18 protein-coding genes are annotated in these 19,509 nt (G+C 37.2%); 7 read left to right on the top strand and 11 right to left on the bottom strand.

Going from position 1 to position 19,509, the window contains the following annotated elements; translation table 11 throughout:
• Positions 1-63: 63 nt before the first annotated feature.
• From rplI to NOV28_RS04455, 5 genes are all read right to left on the bottom strand, one after another.
• Positions 64-582 (bottom strand): 50S ribosomal protein L9, encoded by a 519-nt coding sequence (rplI, locus tag NOV28_RS04475; protein ID WP_255928005.1) that lies wholly within the window; start codon positions 580-582, stop codon positions 64-66.
• 71 nt (positions 583-653) lie between these two features.
• Entirely contained in the window at positions 654-956 is a 303-nt protein-coding gene (rpsR, locus tag NOV28_RS04470; protein WP_218249632.1) for a 30S ribosomal protein S18, read from the bottom strand.
• Positions 957-981: 25 nt separating this feature from the next.
• On the bottom strand, positions 982-1,323 hold the full coding sequence (gene rpsF / locus NOV28_RS04465; protein WP_255927997.1) for a 30S ribosomal protein S6: 342 nt from the start codon (positions 1,321-1,323) through the stop codon (positions 982-984).
• Between the two features lie 129 nt (positions 1,324-1,452).
• A complete protein-coding gene (locus NOV28_RS04460; RefSeq protein WP_255927995.1) occupies positions 1,453-2,205 on the bottom strand; it encodes a polysaccharide deacetylase family protein in 753 nt (250 codons plus the stop codon).
• 6 nt (positions 2,206-2,211) lie between these two features.
• On the bottom strand, positions 2,212-3,174 hold the full coding sequence (locus NOV28_RS04455; protein WP_255927993.1) for an NAD-dependent epimerase/dehydratase family protein: 963 nt from the start codon (positions 3,172-3,174) through the stop codon (positions 2,212-2,214).
• Between the two features lie 154 nt (positions 3,175-3,328).
• Here NOV28_RS04455 and ggt point away from each other — a divergent pair, with 154 nt between their 5' ends.
• Entirely contained in the window at positions 3,329-5,014 is a 1,686-nt protein-coding gene (gene ggt, locus NOV28_RS04450; RefSeq protein WP_255927991.1) for a gamma-glutamyltransferase, read from the top strand.
• Between the two features lie 16 nt (positions 5,015-5,030).
• On the opposite strand, the gene NOV28_RS04445 is transcribed toward ggt, so the two are convergent.
• The 3 genes from NOV28_RS04445 to gyrB all read right to left on the bottom strand — a co-directional run bounded on the left by NOV28_RS04445 (position 5,031) and on the right by gyrB (position 8,763).
• A complete protein-coding gene (locus tag NOV28_RS04445; RefSeq protein WP_255927989.1) occupies positions 5,031-5,882 on the bottom strand; it encodes a diacylglycerol/lipid kinase family protein in 852 nt (283 codons plus the stop codon).
• A gap of 51 nt (positions 5,883-5,933) precedes the next feature.
• The gene (locus NOV28_RS04440; RefSeq protein ID WP_255927987.1) at positions 5,934-6,743 is read right to left on the bottom strand and encodes an RsiV family protein; all 810 of its coding nucleotides are present in this window, start codon (positions 6,741-6,743) and stop codon (positions 5,934-5,936) included.
• Between the two features lie 85 nt (positions 6,744-6,828).
• Positions 6,829-8,763 (bottom strand): DNA topoisomerase (ATP-hydrolyzing) subunit B, encoded by a 1,935-nt coding sequence (gyrB, locus tag NOV28_RS04435; RefSeq protein WP_255927985.1) that lies wholly within the window; start codon positions 8,761-8,763, stop codon positions 6,829-6,831.
• Positions 8,764-9,084: 321 nt separating this feature from the next.
• Here gyrB and NOV28_RS04430 point away from each other — a divergent pair, with 321 nt between their 5' ends.
• Both NOV28_RS04430 and NOV28_RS04425 read left to right on the top strand, forming a co-directional pair.
• Positions 9,085-10,428 carry a cytochrome ubiquinol oxidase subunit I gene (locus NOV28_RS04430; protein ID WP_255927983.1) on the top strand — a complete coding sequence of 448 codons (1,344 nt, stop codon included), beginning with the start codon at positions 9,085-9,087 and terminating at the stop codon, positions 10,426-10,428.
• Positions 10,425-11,429: a cytochrome d ubiquinol oxidase subunit II gene (locus NOV28_RS04425; RefSeq protein WP_255927981.1), complete on the top strand. Its 1,005-nt coding sequence runs from the start codon at positions 10,425-10,427 to the stop codon at positions 11,427-11,429. The genes NOV28_RS04430 and NOV28_RS04425 overlap by 4 nt, the downstream gene beginning before the upstream one ends.
• 57 nt (positions 11,430-11,486) lie before the next feature.
• Here the strand turns inward: NOV28_RS04425 and lysS are convergent, their stop codons facing one another.
• From lysS to NOV28_RS04410, 3 genes are all read right to left on the bottom strand, one after another.
• The gene (gene lysS, locus NOV28_RS04420) at positions 11,487-13,184 is read right to left on the bottom strand and encodes a lysine--tRNA ligase (RefSeq protein WP_255927979.1); all 1,698 of its coding nucleotides are present in this window, start codon (positions 13,182-13,184) and stop codon (positions 11,487-11,489) included.
• A 111-nt stretch (positions 13,185-13,295) separates the two neighbouring features.
• On the bottom strand, positions 13,296-13,709 hold the full coding sequence (locus NOV28_RS04415) for a c-type cytochrome (protein ID WP_255927977.1): 414 nt from the start codon (positions 13,707-13,709) through the stop codon (positions 13,296-13,298).
• Positions 13,710-13,714: 5 nt separating this feature from the next.
• Positions 13,715-13,903, bottom strand: a complete 189-nt coding sequence (locus tag NOV28_RS04410; RefSeq protein WP_255927975.1) for a hypothetical protein — start codon at positions 13,901-13,903, stop codon at positions 13,715-13,717.
• Between the two features lie 132 nt (positions 13,904-14,035).
• Between NOV28_RS04410 and NOV28_RS04405 the strand changes: the two genes are divergently transcribed.
• The 4 genes from NOV28_RS04405 (at position 14,036) to NOV28_RS11240 (ending at position 19,502) form a co-directional block, all read left to right on the top strand.
• Positions 14,036-14,437, top strand: a complete 402-nt coding sequence (locus NOV28_RS04405) for a hypothetical protein (protein ID WP_255927973.1) — start codon at positions 14,036-14,038, stop codon at positions 14,435-14,437.
• A 94-nt stretch (positions 14,438-14,531) separates the two neighbouring features.
• Positions 14,532-15,035: a DUF2231 domain-containing protein gene (locus tag NOV28_RS04400; protein ID WP_255927971.1), complete on the top strand. Its 504-nt coding sequence runs from the start codon at positions 14,532-14,534 to the stop codon at positions 15,033-15,035.
• A 95-nt stretch (positions 15,036-15,130) separates the two neighbouring features.
• On the top strand, positions 15,131-18,283 hold the full coding sequence (locus tag NOV28_RS04395; protein WP_380265098.1) for an efflux RND transporter permease subunit: 3,153 nt from the start codon (positions 15,131-15,133) through the stop codon (positions 18,281-18,283).
• 4 nt (positions 18,284-18,287) lie between these two features.
• Complete coding sequence (locus tag NOV28_RS11240; protein ID WP_380265096.1) at positions 18,288-19,502, top strand: TolC family protein; 1,215 nt, start codon at positions 18,288-18,290, stop codon at positions 19,500-19,502.
• Positions 19,503-19,509: the final 7 nt, after the last annotated feature.

The raw sequence follows: 19,509 nt of genomic DNA, 5'->3' as shown, positions 1-19,509 counted from the left end.
GAATCTACTGCAAAAAAAAATCCGGTAAAAAAATTACCGGATTCTATATGATAAAGAAAATTCTTATGCTTCTTCAGCAGGAGTTTCTTCAACTTTTTTAGCTGGAGCAGCTTTTGGAGCCACAGGAGCTGGTGGAGCATCAGAAACGATTTCAAACTCATAGTTATGTTCTACATTTCTGTGAAGTCTGATGATTGCTGTTACTTTACCTGTTCTCTTGATAGTGTTTCCAGGGATTTTGATGTATTTTTTGTCAACTGCAACACCTGCTTTAGCCAATTCTTCAGAAAGGTTAGCATTGTTGATAGATCCGAAAAGTTTATCACCAGAACCAACTTTAGTAGCGATTGTGATGTTCGTTTTCTTCAATTGTTCAACGATAGCGTTTGCGTTTGCGATCAATTTAGCTTCTTCTTCTTTTCTAGCTTCTAAAGTAGCCTCTAGATTTGCTTTGTTTTTTGGAGTAGCCAAAAGCGCTAAACCTTGTGGCAACAAGTAGTTTCTTGCATACCCAGGTTTTACGTTTACTGTATCAAACTCTAATCCTAAGTTTTCTACGTCTTTTTTTAGAATAATTTCCATTGTTGTTGTCCTTTTTTATTTAGAAGTTAGGCGTTTTTGTAAAACAACCAACAACTATTTTGTTTAAATAATTATTTTAATAAATCTGCTACGTAAGGCATCAAAGCAAGGTGTCTTGCTCTTTTGATTGCAGCAGAAACTTTTCTTTGGTATTTCAAAGAAGTTCCTGTATATCTTCTTGGTAAAATTTTACCTTGCTCGTTTACGAACTGAAGAAGGAATTTTTCGTCTTTATAATCAACATGCTTGATTCCGTATTTTTTGAATCTACAGTATTTTTTATCAGTTTTGGTGTTGATGTCTAGTGGAGTAAGGAATTTTACTTCAGATTCACCTCCAGCAGAGGCTTGTTTAGCCATATCGTCTATTGCCATTGTTGTAAATTTTTAGAGGGTTAAATTAAGCTTTCGCAGTTTTTACTTTGTTTCTTCTTGTCACCGCATATTCTACAGCGTGTTTGTCTAACTTAGTAGTCAAGAAACGGATTACTCGCTCGTCACGTTTGAAAGCAAGTTCTAAATCTGCTACTACAGCTCCTTCGCCTTTAAATTCGATTAAAGTGTAAAAACCATTCTTTTTCAATTGGATTGGATAAGCCAATTTCTTAAGTCCCCAATTTTCTTTGGCAACGATTTCGCAATTGTTTGAAGTCAAAAGATCTTCGAATTTTTTTACTGCTTCCTCCACCTGTGCGTCAGATAGAACGGGAGTTAAAATGAAAACAGTTTCGTAATTGTTCATAATGTTAAATAAATTTGTTAATTATTTCGAGGTGCAAAAGTAATATATTTTTCTCAAAGTCACAATATTTCAATACAATAAACTTCAATTAGAAAAAATATATTACAATTTATAATAGATGTAGAGTAATTAAAACACAAAATCCTTCATTCTCGAAAAGGCAGATTCATTTTCATTCATCCATTGAAGGAAATTTTCCAACTTGTTTTCCATTTTGCGACCGGAATTGTATTTTCTGTAAAAAGGAATTTGAAATTGGTATTTTTCTAAATCGGTAAACTGCCATGAATTCAAATAAATAAGAACAAAATCTTCATTTTTGAGTGTTTCCACGACCATATTTTGGTAATATTTTAGCGGAACAACCTGGAAAACAAAATCATTATAAGGAATTTGGGAATAAGGAGAAATGCTTTCAGGAATTATGTTTACACCATTTTCTTCGAAAATTTCAGTACTTCTTTTTAATCTTTTGAAGGGAAAAAGGATATTGGCATTTTCGATATTCGAAATATAACTGAATTCCAGATTTTTGAGGTCATTTACGGAAATGCTAACTTCTTTTTGCCGAATGCCTCGGATGATTTTTTCAATAAAATCTTCTGTATTTCTTTTGGCTGTTTCAATTTCTGAAATCTCCGAATTGTCGTTATATAAAGCAATTTCATGACCTTTGCTTACGATTTTCTTAATCAAAGGTTTCAGTTTCTCAACGATGGAAATCTCAATGAAAAATGAAGCCAATATATGATGGTTTTCTAAAATCCGGAGAATTGAAGAGACGTTGTTTTCAGTGATTTTTAAAATTTCGTCATCACTAATCTGCTCGTTTTTTCTGAATTTCCGATGATGATTAATGATGTTGAAAGTTAATAAAATCATTAAAAATTATTTAACAAGTTTTACTTTCAGATTTTTCAGCATGTCTTTGGTCATCGCAGTGATGTCGAAATCGTAAGATAATCCCCAATCTTTTTTCGCGATAGAATCATCGATTGAAGCCGGCCAAGAATCAGCAATTGCCTGTCTGAAATCCGGTTGATAATCAATTTCAAAATCTGGCATTTCTTTTTTGATTTCTTCAGCTAATTCTTTCGGTGTAAAAGATAAACCACCCAAATTATATGAGCTGTGAACGGTTAAATTTTCTTTCGGAGCTTCCATTAATTTCAAAGTTGCATTGATGGCGTCATCCATGTAAAGCATCGGCATTGCCGTGTTTTCGGAAATAAAACTGGTGTATTTTCCTTGTTCAACTGCTTCGTAAAAAATTTCTACTGCATAATCGGTTGTCCCGCCACCTGCAGGGGTTTTCCAGGAAATCAAACCGGGATATCGGATGCTTCTCACATCCACTCCAAATTTATCGTGATAATATTCGCACCATTTTTCACCGGCCATTTTCGAAATTCCATAAACGGTTGTTGGGTTCAAAACCACATCCTGACCTACATTTTCTTTAGGAATTCCTTTTCCGAACACGGCGATAGAACTTGGCCAGAAAACTTTCTTCAACATTCCTTCTCTTGCCATTTCGCAGAAATTCAGCAAAGGTTCTACATTCAATTTCCAGGCGAAAAGTGGCTGTTTTTCGGAAGTTCCGGAAAGTAAAGAAGCCAAATGATAAACTGTGGTGATTTCATAATCTTTCACAATTTGGCGAACCAGTTGGGTGTTGCTTACGTCCATTCTTTCATAAAATCCGGCTGAAGTAAGATTTTTGTCCCAGCGATCAAGGCCGGAAGCAACTACGTTTTCAGCACCATGAATTTTAACCAAGCGATTGGTGAGTTCTGTACCAATTTGTCCAAGAGCGCCAGTGATAAGAATTTTTTCCGTGTAGGATTCCATTTTTTGAATTTAGATTTATAGTTAAGCAAATTTAAAAATTTTAAGCAATTTCCCATGATGAAACTTGTAAATAATTATCAATATTTAACCTTTATTCTACTGCAATATTTGATCGTAAAGTCCTTTTTTCCGTATTTTTGTTGAAATTTCCATTATGAAAAAATCACTTTTCCTACTTGTATTTTCTGCGAATGCTGTTTTTGCACAGTTTACCGATTTTAATATTATTAAAGAAATCCATACTCAAAATAAAGGATTGGTAGTTTCCGCACATCCACTCGCAAGTGAAGCCGGCGCAAAAATGATGAAAATGGGAGGTAATGCTTTTGATGCTGCCATTGCAACACAATACGCGTTGGCGGTTGTTTATCCGCAAGCCGGAAACATCGGTGGCGGTGGTTTTTTGGTGGGTGTAAAAAATAACGGCGAACAATTTACAATCGATTTTAGAGAAACGGCTCCTGCAAAGACTTCTAGAGATATGTATCTCGACAAAAACGGAAAAGCAAATACCACGCTTTCGCAATACGGACGATTAGCCGCCGGTGTTCCGGGTTCGATCGCTGGATTTTACGCGACATTGAAACATGCAAAACTTCCGATGGAAAAGTTGATTCAACCTGCGATAGACTTGGCTGAGCAAGGTTTTGCCATTACCGAAAAAGAAGCCAGTTTGTTGAATGATCAAATGAAACATTTTAATGAGCACAATAAAATAAAATCGGTTTTCCAAAAAACTGAACCTTGGAAACAAGGCGATATTTTGGTTCAAAAAGATTTGGCAGAAACCCTAAAAAGAATTCAAAAATACGGTGAAAAAGGATTCTACGAAGGTAAAACCGCTGAGCTAATCGTTGCCGAAATGAAACGCGGAAACGGAATCATTACTTTAAATGATTTAAAAAATTATAAAGTTGCCGAAAGAAAACCTATCGTTTTTGATTATAAAGGAAATGAAATCGTTTCGATGCCTTTGCCTTCAAGTGGCGGAATTTTATTGGCGCAAATGCTGAAAATGGCGAGCTATGAAAACCTCGAAAAATATCAGCAAAATTCTGCGGAAGCTGTTCAGATTATGGTGGAAGCTGAGAGAAGAGCTTATGCTGATAGAGCCGAATTCATGGGAGATCCGAACTTTATTGATGATAAAACTCAAATGCTGATTTCCGATTCTTATTTGAAAAACCGTTGGAAATCTTTCAACAAAAATCTGGCAACACCAAGTTCGGAAGTTGGCAAAATTATTCCTCAACCGAAAGAATCTACAGAAACTACTCATATTTCTATTATTGACAAAGAGGGCAATGCAGTAGCGATTACTACTACATTAAACGGATATTACGGAAGCAAAGTGGTTGTTGCAGGAGCCGGATTTTTCTTAAATAATGAAATGGACGATTTCTCCATAAAACCAGGCGTTCCAAATATGTTCGGAGCAGTTGGTGGTGAAGCCAATAAAATTGAACCTGGAAAAAGAATGCTTTCCTCGATGACACCAACGATTGTTTTGAAAAACGGAAAACCTTACATCGTGGTGGGAACACCAGGTGGAACTACAATTCCGACTTCGGTTTATCAATCGATCGTGAATGTTCTTGATTTTAAACTGAGCCCAAATTTATCAGTAAATGCTCCGAAATTTCACCATCAATGGCTTCCAGAAACGATTGCTGTGGAAAAAGGCTTTCCTGAAACTACTATTAAGGATTTAGAAAGTAAAAATTATAAATTCGACAGAATTACCCAAATCGGGAAAACCGAAATGATTGTAATCAACGAAAACGGAAATGCAACTGCAGTAGCAGACGGACGTGGCGACGATTCGGTAGCTGCTGAGTAAGTGATTTTTTAAATAGTTAAATCAAAATTCTCAAACTTTTTGGCAAAACTTTGATGTGAATTGGAGATTTTATCTTGTTGAATTCCCCATCGAGATGCCAGTTTTTGGTGGAAACTTTAAATTCGATTTCCGAAACGGGTAGGTAAGTGACGTAATCGTCGTCTTTTAGTCGTTTTGTGAACATTCGGAAAGCGAAAAATGGCGAATAAGTAAGTGGAAATTTTTTCACCAAAACCAAGTCAACCAAACCATCGCTTTTGCTAGCTTTCGGTGCGATGTACGCATTATTCCCGAATTGGCGGGTGTTTGCGATATTCAACATTAAATATTTTCCGTTGTATTGCTTGAAATTTTCAGTGATGAATTTTACTTTGATGGGTTTGTAATTAAAAAAAGTTTGGATAGAAACTTTGATGTAATTTTTGAAACCGCGCTCCGTTTTTTCAAATTCCTTGACCACTTTTCCGTCGAATCCCGTTCCTGAAACATTAATCGAAAGTTTTTCATTCACTAAAAAAGTATCAATATTTCGGGATTTTTTGGCTTTAATTTTATCTAAAAGTTCATCAAGATTTTTGTGAAAATTGGTTTCATTTGAAAACCCATTGCCTGAACCAGCCGGAAAAATTGCCAGAATTTTTTCAGTATTAATTAATTTTTGTGCAACGGTAGAAATCGTTCCGTCGCCACCAACTGCCACGAAAATATCGACTTGATCAAAGTTTTGATGAATAAAATCAAATGTTCCTTCAATGGATTCAGAAATATAATAAAGCGGATTTTCAACTTTTTTTTGGAGCGCATCCAGAAAAGGTTGATAATTTTTTTTCGCTGAAAATGGGTTGATGATGAAGGCGACTTTTTCCATGGGACAAAAATAACAAAAAGCCGGATTATTTTCCGGCGGATTAAATATTTATTAAAGATTCATTTTTGCTTTAAAATCAGGATTTAAGAACGGTTTTATTTCTGTGTACGGAATTTTGATGAGCACCGGACCGGCTGCATAAGCTGCAATTTCGTATTGGTTGTATAGAAAGTACAAATTGTCTTTGTCGAAATAAAAATTTCTATTGAGGGGAATTTCTTTTACCAAAAGCATTTCTGCTTGTTTTTTCTCAAGGTCGTTTTCAAGGAAATTAGTCATCAAAATTCGATTCCATATTTTCGGATCTTGATTGATGATGAGATCTGAAATCTGAATGGTTTTATGGTTACTTACATCAAATACTTTATAAATTTCATTATAATATCCGTGGGCACCGCCGGTATAGCCACTTCCAGTATATTGTATCGTCATGTAATTACCTTGTGTGGAAAATAGTTTCATACTCGAAGTTTCGTCCCAAGTTTGTTTAAAATCAGGTTTCCAATCATTTAGCGACTCCTTGGTATTTTCGTAAAAATCGTTTTGTTTTTTTTGGAGCTCTTGCAAAAGGTGATCCTTAGTATAAGTGTCGAGCTTGATATTGGTTGCTGAATATACGCTGTCAAGCAGTGTTTTGTTTGAAATATTAGGAAAAACCAATATTTTCGATTTGAATGCTGTGGTGAGGTTTTTATCGATTTTCAAAGAATCATCAACTTTTACCGAATCGATTGTGAAAATATTTGTTACGATTTTGGTAGAATCGGATTTTGTCGAGGATTCAGAAACCTGTTTTTCTGTTTTGGTGCAACTAAAAAAAGTTAGAAGTATTACGGAAAAGATTGCTGAGACTTTTTTCATTTTGATTGTATTGATGATTTAATTTTAAAGCAAAAAACCGTCCAAAAAAGACGGTTTTGAGGAGATAATATGTTAAATTTTGAATTTAAACATCGATTTTTGCATAAATCGCATTTTTCTCGATAAATTCTCTTCTTGGAGGAACTTCGTCGCCCATTAACATTGAGAAAACGTTGTCAGCATCGGCTAAACTTTCGATGGTAACTTGTTTTAGGATTCTGTTTTCAGGGTTGAGGGTAGTTTCCCAAAGCTGTTCAGGGTTCATTTCCCCAAGACCTTTGTAACGTTGAACTTCCACGCCTTTTCCGTCCGGAGCCATTTCTAATGTAAGATCTTCACGTTCTTTTTCATTGTACGCATACACTTTTTTGTTTCCTTTTTTCAACAAATAGAGTGGTGGTTGTGCGATATAAATGTATCCGTTTTCGATGAGTTCTTTCATGTAACGGAAGAAGAAAGTTAAAATCAAAGTAGAAATGTGCGATCCATCAATATCCGCATCGGTCATGATTACTACTTTGTGATAACGAAGTTTGGAAATGTTGAGTGCTTTAGAATCTTCTTCGGTACCTACAGAAACTCCAAGAGCGGTGTAGATATTTTTGATTTCTTCGTTGTCATAAACTTTGTGAAGCATTGATTTTTCTACGTTCAAAATCTTACCTCTTAACGGAAGAATTGCTTGGAAATGACGGTCACGACCTTGTTTTGCTGTTCCACCTGCGGAATCTCCCTCCACGAGGAATAATTCGGAAATTTCCGGATCTTTAGATGAACAATCGGAAAGTTTTCCCGGAAGTCCGCTTCCGCCCATCGGAGATTTTCTTTGAACAAGTTCTCTTGCCTTTTTCGCTGCTTGTCTTGCTTTTGCTGCCAAAACAACTTTCTGAACGATGATTTTTGCTTCGTTCGGGTTTTCTTCCAAGAAGTTGGTGAGCATTTCACCCACAATTTTATCTACAGCTCCCGATACTTCGGAGTTACCTAGTTTTGTTTTGGTTTGTCCCTCGAATTGAGGTTCCATCACTTTTACAGAAATTACGGCGGTTAAACCTTCTCTAAAGTCATCACCGGTAACTTCCACTTTTTCTTTAGCAGGAATTCCTAATTCATCAGCAAATTTTTTCAAAGTTCTTGTTAAAGCTCTTCTAAAACCGGCCAAGTGAGTTCCACCTTCATGCGTGTTGATGTTGTTGACGTATGAGTGGAGATTTTCGTTGTAAGAAGTGTTGTATCGCATCGCAACTTCTACCGGAATATCGTCTTTTTCGCCTTCCATGAAGATCACGTTGCTCATGATCGATTCGCGGTTTCCATCGATATATTCTACGAATTCTTTCAATCCACCTTCAGAGTGGAAAATTTCAGATTTGAAAGTTCCATCTTCAGATTGTTCTCTTTCGTCAGTTAAAGTGATCGTGATTCCTTTGTTAAGATAAGAAAGTTCTCTTAATCTGCTTGCTAAAGTATCATAATTGTAAACCAATTCAGTGAAAATGGTGTCATCGGGTTGGAAGAATTGTTTGGTTCCTCGTTTATCGCTTTTTCCAATTTCGGTTACTTCGGTTTGTGCTTTTCCTTTTGCGTAGGTTTGTTGGTAGATGTTTCCGTCACGGTAAACGGTAGTGATCATTTCGTTAGAAAGTGCATTCACACACGATACACCAACTCCGTGAAGACCTCCGGAAACTTTATAAGAATCTTTGTCGAATTTTCCTCCGGCTCCAATCTTGGTCATTACCACTTCCAAAGCCGATTTTTGTTCTTTTTCGTGCAAATCTACTGGGATTCCTCGTCCGTTATCGGTTACTTCTATCGCATTTCCTTCTTTAATGGTAACGGTAATGGTATCGCAATGACCTGCTAAAGCCTCATCAATAGAGTTATCTACTACTTCATAAACCAAATGGTGAAGCCCTCTAAGGCCTACATCACCAATGTACATGGACGGACGCATTCTCACGTGCTCCATTCCTTCCAATGCCTGAATGCTGCTTGCTGTATATTGTTTGTTGCTCATATTTTTTTATAGATTCTTAAAGATTCCGAAACCGAAATTCCGGACATTTTTATTCCTCTTTTTTATTGTTAATTTTTTTTAAAATGCTTACAAATATCGTGATTTTTTTCGAGGTAAAAAAGTTAATTCTTCCTAAAAAACACAAGAAGTTTTCCACAAAAAAACCTTCCTTTTCCGAAGCTGATTTGAATGTGGATTTTAAACTGATTTTATTTAAATAATCATTAAAAAATAAGAATTTAATTGGAAAATAAACTGTCATAAATCATGCTCATTATTGATTGTTTATGTTTACTTTTATTAACCCAAAATTTTAAAATCATGGATGATTTCATCGCAGCACGCTCTCAGATGGCCATGTCGCTTGGTTTTCATATTATTTTTTCCTGTGTTGGTATGGTGATGCCTTTTTTGATGGCTTTTGCACATTGGAAATATTTAAAAACCGGAAACCTTATCTACAAAGGACTTACCAAAGCCTGGAGTAAAGGTGTGGCGATTTTGTTTGCAACAGGAGCTGTTTCCGGAACGATGCTTTCTTTTGAATTGGGATTGCTTTGGCCGGGATTTATGAAACATGCAGGTCCTATTTTCGGGATGCCTTTTTCATTAGAAGGAACCGCTTTTTTTATTGAAGCCATCGCGCTGGGATTTTTCCTTTACGGATGGGAAAAATTCAACAAATGGTTTCATTGGTTTTGTGGGTTTTTAGTTGGTATCAGTGGTTTAGCTTCCGGAATTTTGGTTGTGGCGGCAAATGCTTGGATGAATTCTCCAGCGGGTTTTGATTATATCGACGGGAAATATCAAAATATCGATCCGATTAAAGCGATGTTCAATGAAGCGTGGTTTCCGCAGGCTTTTCACATGACGGTAGCTGCTTTTTGTGCGACCGGATTTGCTGTTGCTGGAGTTCATGCTTATTTAATCTTAAAGAAAAAAAATGTAGAATTTCATACCAAAGCTTTCAAAATTGCAGCGGGTTTTGCCTTGATTGGTGCTTTCGGAGCGCCGATAAGTGGTGATGTGGCTGCGAAATCGGTAGCAGAAAGACAACCGATAAAATTGGCCGCGATGGAAGCACATTTCGATACAGAAAAAGGTGCCGCTTTCGTGATTGGCGGAATTCCCGATGAGGAAAAAGCTAAAATAAAATATGCTCTGAAAATCCCGAAAGTATTGAGTTTTTTGGTAAGCAACGATTTTAATGCAGAAGTAAAAGGATTGAAAGATTTCCCGCGGAACGAATGGCCGCCGGTTGCCGTGGTTCATTATGCTTTTCAAATCATGATTTTCTTTGGTGTGGTGATGATTATCATCGGTGGAATTTATTTGTACGCAGTATTTTTTAAGAAAAATTGGCTCACTAAAAATTGGCTTTTAAAGATGTTTTTGTTTGCGACGCCTTTCGGATATATCGCATTGGAAGCGGGTTGGACGGTCACTGAAGTTGGGCGACAACCTTGGATTATTTACGGAATCATGCGAACTGCCGACGCGGTAACTCCAATGCCGGGAATTCAGTATTCTTTTTATTTTTTCACAGCGATTTTTGTTTCCTTGTCGTGCATTATTGTTTTCCTTTTGAAGCGACAAATTCAAATGGTTCCGAAACTTTATGATCCTACAGACCCACAGTTTAATTCTAAAAACAAACCATCATGATCTACGTTGTAATCGGTTTTCTTTGGCTTTCGATCTGTTTGTATATTATTTTCGGTGGAGCGGATTTCGGGGCAGGAATTGTGGAATTTTTTACCCGAAAAAGCAATCGTGCTAAAACCAAAAATCTCATGTACGAATCCATTGCGCCCGTTTGGGAGGCCAATCACATGTGGCTGATTATCGCGATTGTTATTCTGTTTGTAGGTTTTCCCGAAATTTACACTACGCTTTCTATTTATTTACATATTCCGTTGGTTTTGATGCTTCTGGGAATTATTGCGCGCGGAACAGCATTTACTTTTAGGCATTATGACGCTGTGAAAGATGATTGGCAAGCAGTTTATACTCAAATATTTTATTATTCCAGTTTGCTGACTCCATTTTTTTTAGGGTTGATAGCAGCGGCTACCATTTCGCATTCTATTCATCCGGAAGCGACACATTTTCTCGATTTATATGTCTTCAGTTGGTTGAATTGGTTCGGAGTTGCGGTAGGTTGTTTTACGGTTTCTATTTGCGCTTATCTGGCTTCAGTTTTTGCTTTAAGAGAAACCAGCGATCGGCTTGAATTGAATTTAATGATAAAAAAATCCAAACAAACGATGGTTTTTGTGGTGATTACAGGAATTTTGGTTTTTCTAACCGCGTATTTGTCAGATATTCCTTTGTTGACCTGGGTTTTCTCTAAACCAATTGGAATTATCGCTTCGGTTTTTGCAACGATTTGTTTAGGTTTAATTTTAAGAGCAATGAAGCGTGAAAAATTACTTCCAGTAAGGGTTTTAGCAGGTTTCCAAGTGGTGATGATTTTGGTTGCTGCAACTTATCAGCATAATCCGGATATTATTCTTCTAGGAAATGGGCAACATCTTTCTTTGTTGGAAAACGCGGCTTCACCGAAAACGATTTCTGCTTTGGGTTGGGCTTTGGTTTTGGGTTCAATGTTTATTTTGCCGTTTTTATTTTATTTAATGTTCTCATTTAGCAGACAACGAAAGTGATTTAACAAAAAAAAACGAACCGAAGTCCGTTTTTTATATCAATATTTCTGAATTGAATTAAGCTAATCTCATCAAAACTTGATCATCAGTTTTTTCAACTTTAATCAAATTGTTTTTGGTTAAATTTTTCGTCGCTTTATCCCATTTTTTACCGGAAAGTTGGCTTTTTGTTTTTACATCGGCCAAATTCATCGGTTCTTCTTGGGAATTAAGGATTTCCAAAACCAATTTTTCATCTTCATCCAATTCGAATTGTGGAGCAGCTTTTTCAGGTTTCATTTGTGGGAAAAGCAACACTTCCTGGATGGATGCGTTGTTGGTAAGGAACATAATCAAACGATCCATTCCGATTCCAAGTCCTGAAGTTGGCGGCATTCCGTATTCCAAAGCTCTTAAGAAATCGTTGTCGATAAACATCGCTTCGTCGTCACCTTTTTCGGAAAGTTTTAGCTGCTCTTCGAAACGTTCTCTTTGGTCAATCGGATCATTTAATTCTGAATAAGCGTTTGCGATTTCTTTACCACAAACCATTAATTCAAATCTTTCCGTTAAACCTTCTTTGCTTCTGTGTTTTTTGGTTAATGGCGACATTTCAATCGGATAATCAGTAATGAAAGTCGGCTGAATGAAGTTTCCTTCGCATTTTTCACCGAAAATTTCATCGATCAGTTTTCCTTTACCCATCGTTTCGTTCACTTCAATCCCAATGGATTTTGCAAAATCGTAAAGTTCTTGTTCTGTTTTTTCTGTGATATCAAAACCGGTGAATTTCAAAATCGCATCGGTCATTGAAATTCGAGCAAATGGTGCTTTGAAATCTATTTCCTGATCGCCGAATTTTGCTTTAGTGGTTCCATTCACCGCGATTGCGCAATGTTCGATCATCCTTTCCGTGAAATCCATCATCCAATAGTAATCTTTGTACGCCACATAAATTTCCATTACGGTAAATTCCGGGTTGTGCGTTCTGTCCATCCCTTCATTTCTGAAGTTTTTTGAGAATTCATAAACACCGTCAAAACCACCAACGATCAATCTTTTCAAATATAATTCATTGGCAATTCTCATGTATAAAGGAATGTCTAAAGCGTTGTGGTGGGTAATGAACGGTCTTGCCGCAGCACCACCGGGAATAGCTTGTAGCACCGGAGTTTCCACTTCGATATAACCTGCATCATTGAAAAACTGACGCATTGCGTTATACATTTTTGTTCTTTTCACGAAAGTTTCCTTTACATGAGGATTCACCGTTAAATCTACATAACGCTGTCTGTATCTTAATTCAGGATCGTTGAAAGCATCGTGTACCACGCCGTTTTCATCGGTTCTAGGTTGGGGTAGTGGTCTTAAAGATTTCGTAAGCAATTTGAAATTTTCAACTTTCACGGTCATTTCTCCAACTTGGGTTTTGAAGAGTTCCCCTTCAATTCCGATGATGTCCCCGATGTCTAAAAGATGCTTGTAAACCTCATTATAAAGCGTTTTATCATCACCCGGACAAATCTCATCGCGGTTGAAATATACCTGAATTCTACCTTCGGAATCCTGCAGTTCAGCAAAACTAGCTTTACCTTGAATTCTACGGCTCATTAAACGTCCTGCGATTTGCACTTTTTTGCCTTCGCCAAAGTTTTCTTTAATGGATTTAGTAGTTTCGGTGATTTTATATTCTTCCGCCGGAAAAGCATCAATTCCCATTTTCTCAAGGGTTGCTAACTTTTCTCGTCTAATGATTTCCTGTTCTGATAACTGCATGTTTTCTTGCTTTTTAAGTCTGCAAATTTAGTGATTTTCTCTGAATTTTTGATTGGTTTTTAAACAAAAAAAGCAGCCAATAATTGACTGCTTTCTCTCTTTTTTTTGATTTTAATTTTTTAAGCTTAAAATATAGGTTACCATTTTCTTTGCATTCTCCTTGCTCATGCCTGGATGCGCCGACATGGGAATACTTCCCCAAACGCCACTTCCGCCAGCAATAATTTTCTCTGCAAGCAAATCTACATTTGCAGGATTATTTTCATATTTTCCTGCGATATCCAGATAAGATGGGCCGATAAGTTTTTCCTCACTTTTGTGACAGGTCAAACAATCTGCACCTTCAATTAAAGCTTTTCCTTCGTCGATATTTTTGGTTAAATCTCCGATGGAATCTTTCTTCACAACTGGTTCTGGAGTTGAAGTTACCGTTATATCGTTGTGATCCGGAATGGATGATGATTCAGATTTCGAACAGGAAATGGCCAGCGAAATAGCTAAACCTAAAATCAAAGCTTTTTTCATAGCATTTATTTTGCGGTTGCAGAATCTGTCGCTACTGGAGTCGCTGCAACAGGAGCAGGAGCGGCTTTTGCAGTATCAGTTACTGTTACTTCAGGTTCTTCCAACATCACGTTGCTTTCTGTTGATGTTTCTTTTTTAGCGCAGCTTGCCAATACCAAACTTCCGATGAATGCGATTGCAAATAATTTTTTCATAATAAATTTAATTTGAGCAAAAATAGAAATTTCCAATTAATTTTCCACTTTACTTTTAAGAAATTGGCTCGGTTAATTTTTATTTAAAGTAATTACAAATTGGTAACTGTTTGAATATTAATTTGGTGAAATGTGTACATTTGTAATGTGAAGCGGTCGGTTATTTATTTTCTACTTTGTGTTTACCTTTTTTCTTTTACAGAAGTAAAGGAATTGCTGAAGTTGCCTAATCTGGTAGAACATTATATTTCGCATACTATCACCAATAAAAACACCACTTTTTTTTCCTTCGTTAATCTGCATTATCTGAAAAAACAAACAAAAGATGCGGATTACAAGCAGGATATGAAACTGCCGTTCAAAACTCACGAAGCCAATTGTTTTTCCATTACTCATCTTACGCTTCCCGAACATATTGGTTTTACTTTGGAGATTCCAGAAATTTTTATTGAGAAAACATCTATTTTTTCTTACAGTCCCAATTATGCTTCCAATCCGTTAGCATCTATTTTCCGTCCTCCGATTTTAGCTTAAGTAATAATTACAGCCTAAGAAATATTTTTCAGTAAAACCATTTACTGAAAGGATTTCGCAATTCATTATTATTTAAATTTCAAAATCATACAAAATGAACAATACACATTTGCATTTGGTGGTTAACCATTTGCCCATCATATTTCCTGTAGCAGGATTAGTTCTTCTTATCATCGGTATTTTTACTAAAACCGAAGTTTCCAAACGAAATGCTTATTTCATATTTATTTTAGGTGCACTTGCATCAGTTGCAGCAATGGCAACCGGAGAAGGTGCCGAAGAAGGCGTTGAAAATCTTCCCGGTGTTGCGGAGCGTCTAATTAAAACCCATGAGGAAGCCGCCGAATTTTTTGCCGGTCTGTCTTATGTTTTAGGCGGAATCAGCATCGCAGCACTTTTTATGAGTTTCAAAAATTATACTTTTTCTAAAATCATGCCTTTTATCATAGGCGTATTGGGATTGATTGCCTTGTTTTTTGCCCAGAAAGCGGGTACAACAGGAGGCGAAATCCGGCATACGGAAATCCGTAGCGACGCTTCGGTTCAAAATCTTGATGGAAAAACTTCTGAACTTGGAGGCGATCATGATAATAATTAATGTCATTTAAGGCTTTTGAATATCATAAGATGTTTAAAATGAGCCTATTAGTTTGTAACTTTACTTAGTGATTTATTAATTTTTAATGTGAAATAATGTTAGACAAAATCATCAGTTTTTCTATAAAAAATAAGCTGATCATCATACTGATGACATTCGGCTGGATAATTTATGGAATAATAGAACTCAGGAAATTGCCCATTGATGCAGTGCCTGATATTACTGACAATCAGGTACAGCTCATCACCACCTCCCCAAGTTTGGGAGCGCCCGATATAGAACGCTTCATCACTTTCCCTTTGGAACAGTCGATGAACAATATTCAGGGCATTAAACAAATGCGGAGTTTTTCCCGATTCGGACTTTCAGTGGTTACGATTGTCTTCGAGGAAGGGGTAGATCTGTATCTTGCAAGACAACAGGTTTCAGAAAGGTTACAGAATGTTTCAAAAGACATTCCTAAAACACTCGGCGTTCCTGAAATGGCACCTATTTCCACAGGTCTGGGCGAAATTTATCAGTACATCGTCCGCCCAAAAACAGGCTACGAACACCGTTACAATGCTATGGAACTCCGTACGATTCAGGATTGGATTGTGAGAAGACAGCTTCTCGGCACCGATGGAGTGGCAGATGTTGCCAGTTTTGGAGGAAATCTGAAACAGTATGAAGTTGCGGTGAATCCGGCACAACTTAAATCAATGGGCGTTACAATGCAGGAAGTTTTCACTGCACTGGAAAACAATAACCAGAATACCGGTGGTGCTTATATTGAAAAAGGACCTACGATTCTCTACATCCGGACGGAAGGATTGATGGGGAAAATTAAAGACATTGAAAAAACTGTTGTCAAAAACCTTCCCGATGGAACTCCTATCCTGATTGAAAACATAGGAAAAGTACAGTACGGAAATGCGATACGGTACGGTGCGATGACGTATAACGGAAAAGGAGAGGTAGCCGGCGCTGTAGTGATGATGATGAAAGGCGCCAATTCCAATGAAGTTATCGGCAAAGTGAAAACAAGGATCGAAGAAATAAAGAAAACACTTCCTGAAGGAGTAATGATCGAACCTTTCCTAGACCGAACTAAAATGGTCAACAACGCCATTTCAACCGTTTCGAAAAACCTTATTGAAGGGGCGCTGATCGTTATTTTTGTTCTAGTACTTTTTCTCGGGAACCTGCGAGCTGGCTTTATCGTTTCCTCCGTCATCCCGCTTTCCATGTTGTTTGCATTTATCATGATGAATATTTTCAACGTCAGCGGAAACCTGATGAGTTTGGGTGCTTTAGATTTCGGATTAATCGTAGATGGAGCTGTTATTATTGTTGAAGCAATCCTTCATCGTCTTCACGGACCAACTTTGGTGACCAAAAATATGCTCAGTTCAAAAGAAATGGATGAAACCGTACAGGCTTCGGCAGGAAAAATGATGAATTCCGCAGTATTCGGTCAGATTATTATTCTTATGGTTTATCTGCCGATTCTGACGTTGGAAGGAGTAGAAGGTAAAATGTTTAAACCGATGGCACAGACGGTTATTTTTGCACTTTTAGGGGCCTTTATTCTCTCATTAACCTATGTTCCAATGATGAGTGCCCTATTTCTTTCAAAGAAAATATCCCACAAAAAGAATTATGCAGACCGGATGATGGAAAAACTAGAAGTTGGTTATGATAAAATTCTAAAAAAAGTTTTAAAATATCAGAATCCTTTGTTTTTCGGTGTGATTACTCTTTTTTTTATTTCGGCTTTCATCATGACCAAATTAGGAGGCGAATTTATTCCCACACTTCCTGAAGGAGATTTCGCAGTGGATACACGGGTTTTGCCGGGAAGTAATCTTAAAACTTCAACTGAAGCAGTTTTGAAAAGCCAGCAGATTCTCCTAAAAAAATTCCCAGAAATCGAAAAAATTGTAGGAAAAACCGGAAGTAGCGAGATCCCAACAGATCCTATGCCTATCGATGCAAGTGATATGATGATTATCCTGAAGCCACGCAAAGAATGGACTTCAGCAAAATCTTATGATGAACTTGCCGAAAAAATGTCTACAGAACTCAAGAAAAACCTTATTGGCGTTACCTATTCTTTCCAATATCCGGTGAACATGAGATTTAATGAATTGATGACAGGCGCCAGACAAGATGTCGTGTGTAAAATCTTCGGCGAAAATCTCGATTCACTGAAGATTTACGCAAATAAACTTGGCGAAATTTCAAAGAAAATTAAAGGAGCCGAAAACATTTATGTAGAACCAGTTTCGGGAATGCCACAAATTGTAATTGAATACAACCGAGCCGCACTTTCTCAGTATGGACTGAATATCGGTGACGTCAACAGATTGGTAAATACAGCTTTTGCAGGTCAAAGCGCAGGCTCTGTTTTCGAAGAAGAGAAAAAATTCGATTTGGTGGTTCGGCTTGATGGTAATTTGCGAAAAAATATAGAAGATGTGAAAAATCTGCTGATTCCGTCGCCTACCGGAGGTGAAATTCCTTTGAGTGCTGTAGCTCAAGTGGAAATAAAGGAAAGTGTAAACCAAATTCAGCGTGAGGAAGCGCACCGGAGAATCATTGTCGGTTTCAATGTAAAAGGTCGCGACATCCAGTCGACGGTGACGGATCTTCAAAAGACAGTCGATAAAGATCTGAAACTTCCTGTCGGCTACACCGTCAAATATGGAGGAACCTTTGAGAATCTTCAACAGGCGCAGAAACGTTTGGGAATCGCAGTTCCGGCAAGTTTGATATTAATTATTTTGATGCTTTATTTCGCATTCAGCTCAGTGAAATATGGACTGATTATTTTCACAACAATTCCGTTGTCCGCTATTGGTGGAATTCTTTCTCTTTGGTTGCGCGGAATGAATTTCAGTATTTCTGCGGGAGTAGGTTTTATCGCGCTATTTGGTGTTGCGGTGCTTAACGGAATTGTACTGATTGCAGAATTCAACCGACAGAAACAGGTTTATTCAGATTTGAACGAAGTAGTGCGCATAGGCGGAAAAATGAGACTGCGTCCGGTTTTAATGACGGCTTTGGTAGCTTCTCTTGGATTTTTACCGATGGCTTTAAGTCAGGGCGAAGGCGCGGAAGTGCAAAGGCCACTTGCTACAGTAGTTATTGGAGGTTTGTTGCTCGCAACTTTCCTTACGCTCTTCATTTTGCCTACTGTTTATATATGGTTTGAAAAACATTTTCCACAAAAGACAAAAAAACTTAATCTGGATGAACAAATTTAAAATTATGAAAACAAAATATCTAATCATCATACCCATATTGTTTATTTTCAGGGTCTTTTCGCAGACACCAGTTTCTCTGGAAACTGCTCATGAGAAAGCCATTGAGAATAATCTCAGTATCACATCCGGTCAACTTAGAATAGAATATCAGGATAGGATTAAAAAATCTGCTTCGGTAATTGATCCTTTGAGTATCACCGCGGAAATCGGTCAGATGAATTCTGCTTATGTCGACAACGCTGTTTCAGTGCACCAAACACTACGGTTGCCGAAATTCTACAAAAGCCAAAATCAGGTTTTGATGGAAGAATGGAAAAATGCAATGTTGAGTTTGGATGTTCAGAAATCGTATTTGAAACGGGATCTTGCATTGGTTTACAACAGTCTTGGTTATCTGGACGAAAAGCAGAAACTTCTTGAAAAAGCCGACAGTATTTATTCTGGATATTACCGGAGAGCGGAACAGCGATTACGCGCCGGAGAAACAAACATTCTTGAAAAAACCACAGCAGAAAACTACAGAAGTCAGGCGGAAATTCAGTTACAAAATTTAAGAAAAGATAGGGAAGTATCACTATATCAATTTAATTATTTAATTAATGATGCGGAGACTTATACCAACAGCAAAGGTGGTTTTTATGACATGCAATTGACCGATGATGACGATTATGAAGGAAATCCTATTGTTCTGAAACAGCTTGAACAGCAGAAAAACATTGAAAATGCTAAACTAAACGCTGAAAAAACAAAGCTTTTACCTAGTTTTAATGTGGGAGTAACCTCTGCTACTCAATACGGTTTTGGGGCGGATGAGCGATTCTACGACCGCGGAAAACGCTTCCAGAGCGGTATGATTGGTGTTGGTTTGCCGGTATTTAATTCTGCTCAGAAATCGGTAATCGAAGGTCAGAAAGTGAATCAGCAGATCGCAGAAAATAATTATCAATTAGCTGTGAAGAATTTTAAAAATCAATACGCCAAGACTTTCGCTGAATACCAGAAACTGAAATCCGAATTGGAATATTACAAAAGTAAAGGTCTGAAAAATGCAGAAACGATTCTGTTTACCGCAAATTTGCTTTTAAAGGAAGGCGAAATCGACTACTTGGAATACACCATGCTCGTCAATCAGAGCCTTGAAATCCAGAGCCGCTACATTGATGCTCAAAAACTTTTTAACGAAAAAATCATAGAACTGAAAGCCTTAAAAGGTGAATAATAAAAAT

This window comes from Kaistella montana (assembly GCF_024436175.1).
Lineage (GTDB): Bacteria > Bacteroidota > Bacteroidia > Flavobacteriales > Weeksellaceae > Kaistella > Kaistella montana.
Note: the sequence above shows the minus strand (reverse complement) of the source record. Positions and strands in the feature narration are given on the sequence as shown.

What these genes read in the sequence shown, in the direction of transcription:
- rplI (WP_255928005.1), bottom strand. Translation starts at nt 582, where the DNA reads ATGGAAATTATTCTAAAAAAAGACGTAGAAAACTTAGGATTAGAGTTT.
- rpsR (WP_218249632.1), bottom strand. Translation starts at nt 956, where the DNA reads ATGGCAATAGACGATATGGCTAAACAAGCCTCTGCTGGAGGTGAATCT.
- rpsF (WP_255927997.1), bottom strand. Translation starts at nt 1,323, where the DNA reads ATGAACAATTACGAAACTGTTTTCATTTTAACTCCCGTTCTATCTGAC.
- NOV28_RS04460 (WP_255927995.1), bottom strand. Translation starts at nt 2,205, where the DNA reads ATGATTTTATTAACTTTCAACATCATTAATCATCATCGGAAATTCAGA.
- NOV28_RS04455 (WP_255927993.1), bottom strand. Translation starts at nt 3,174, where the DNA reads ATGGAATCCTACACGGAAAAAATTCTTATCACTGGCGCTCTTGGACAA.
- ggt (WP_255927991.1), top strand. Translation starts at nt 3,329, where the DNA reads ATGAAAAAATCACTTTTCCTACTTGTATTTTCTGCGAATGCTGTTTTT.
- NOV28_RS04445 (WP_255927989.1), bottom strand. Translation starts at nt 5,882, where the DNA reads ATGGAAAAAGTCGCCTTCATCATCAACCCATTTTCAGCGAAAAAAAAT.
- NOV28_RS04440 (WP_255927987.1), bottom strand. Translation starts at nt 6,743, where the DNA reads ATGAAAAAAGTCTCAGCAATCTTTTCCGTAATACTTCTAACTTTTTTT.
- gyrB (WP_255927985.1), bottom strand. Translation starts at nt 8,763, where the DNA reads ATGAGCAACAAACAATATACAGCAAGCAGCATTCAGGCATTGGAAGGA.
- NOV28_RS04430 (WP_255927983.1), top strand. Translation starts at nt 9,085, where the DNA reads ATGGATGATTTCATCGCAGCACGCTCTCAGATGGCCATGTCGCTTGGT.
- NOV28_RS04425 (WP_255927981.1), top strand. Translation starts at nt 10,425, where the DNA reads ATGATCTACGTTGTAATCGGTTTTCTTTGGCTTTCGATCTGTTTGTAT.
- lysS (WP_255927979.1), bottom strand. Translation starts at nt 13,184, where the DNA reads ATGCAGTTATCAGAACAGGAAATCATTAGACGAGAAAAGTTAGCAACC.
- NOV28_RS04415 (WP_255927977.1), bottom strand. Translation starts at nt 13,709, where the DNA reads ATGAAAAAAGCTTTGATTTTAGGTTTAGCTATTTCGCTGGCCATTTCC.
- NOV28_RS04410 (WP_255927975.1), bottom strand. Translation starts at nt 13,903, where the DNA reads ATGAAAAAATTATTTGCAATCGCATTCATCGGAAGTTTGGTATTGGCA.
- NOV28_RS04400 (WP_255927971.1), top strand. Translation starts at nt 14,532, where the DNA reads ATGAACAATACACATTTGCATTTGGTGGTTAACCATTTGCCCATCATA.
- NOV28_RS04395 (WP_380265098.1), top strand. Translation starts at nt 15,131, where the DNA reads ATGTTAGACAAAATCATCAGTTTTTCTATAAAAAATAAGCTGATCATC.
- NOV28_RS11240 (WP_380265096.1), top strand. Translation starts at nt 18,288, where the DNA reads ATGAAAACAAAATATCTAATCATCATACCCATATTGTTTATTTTCAGG.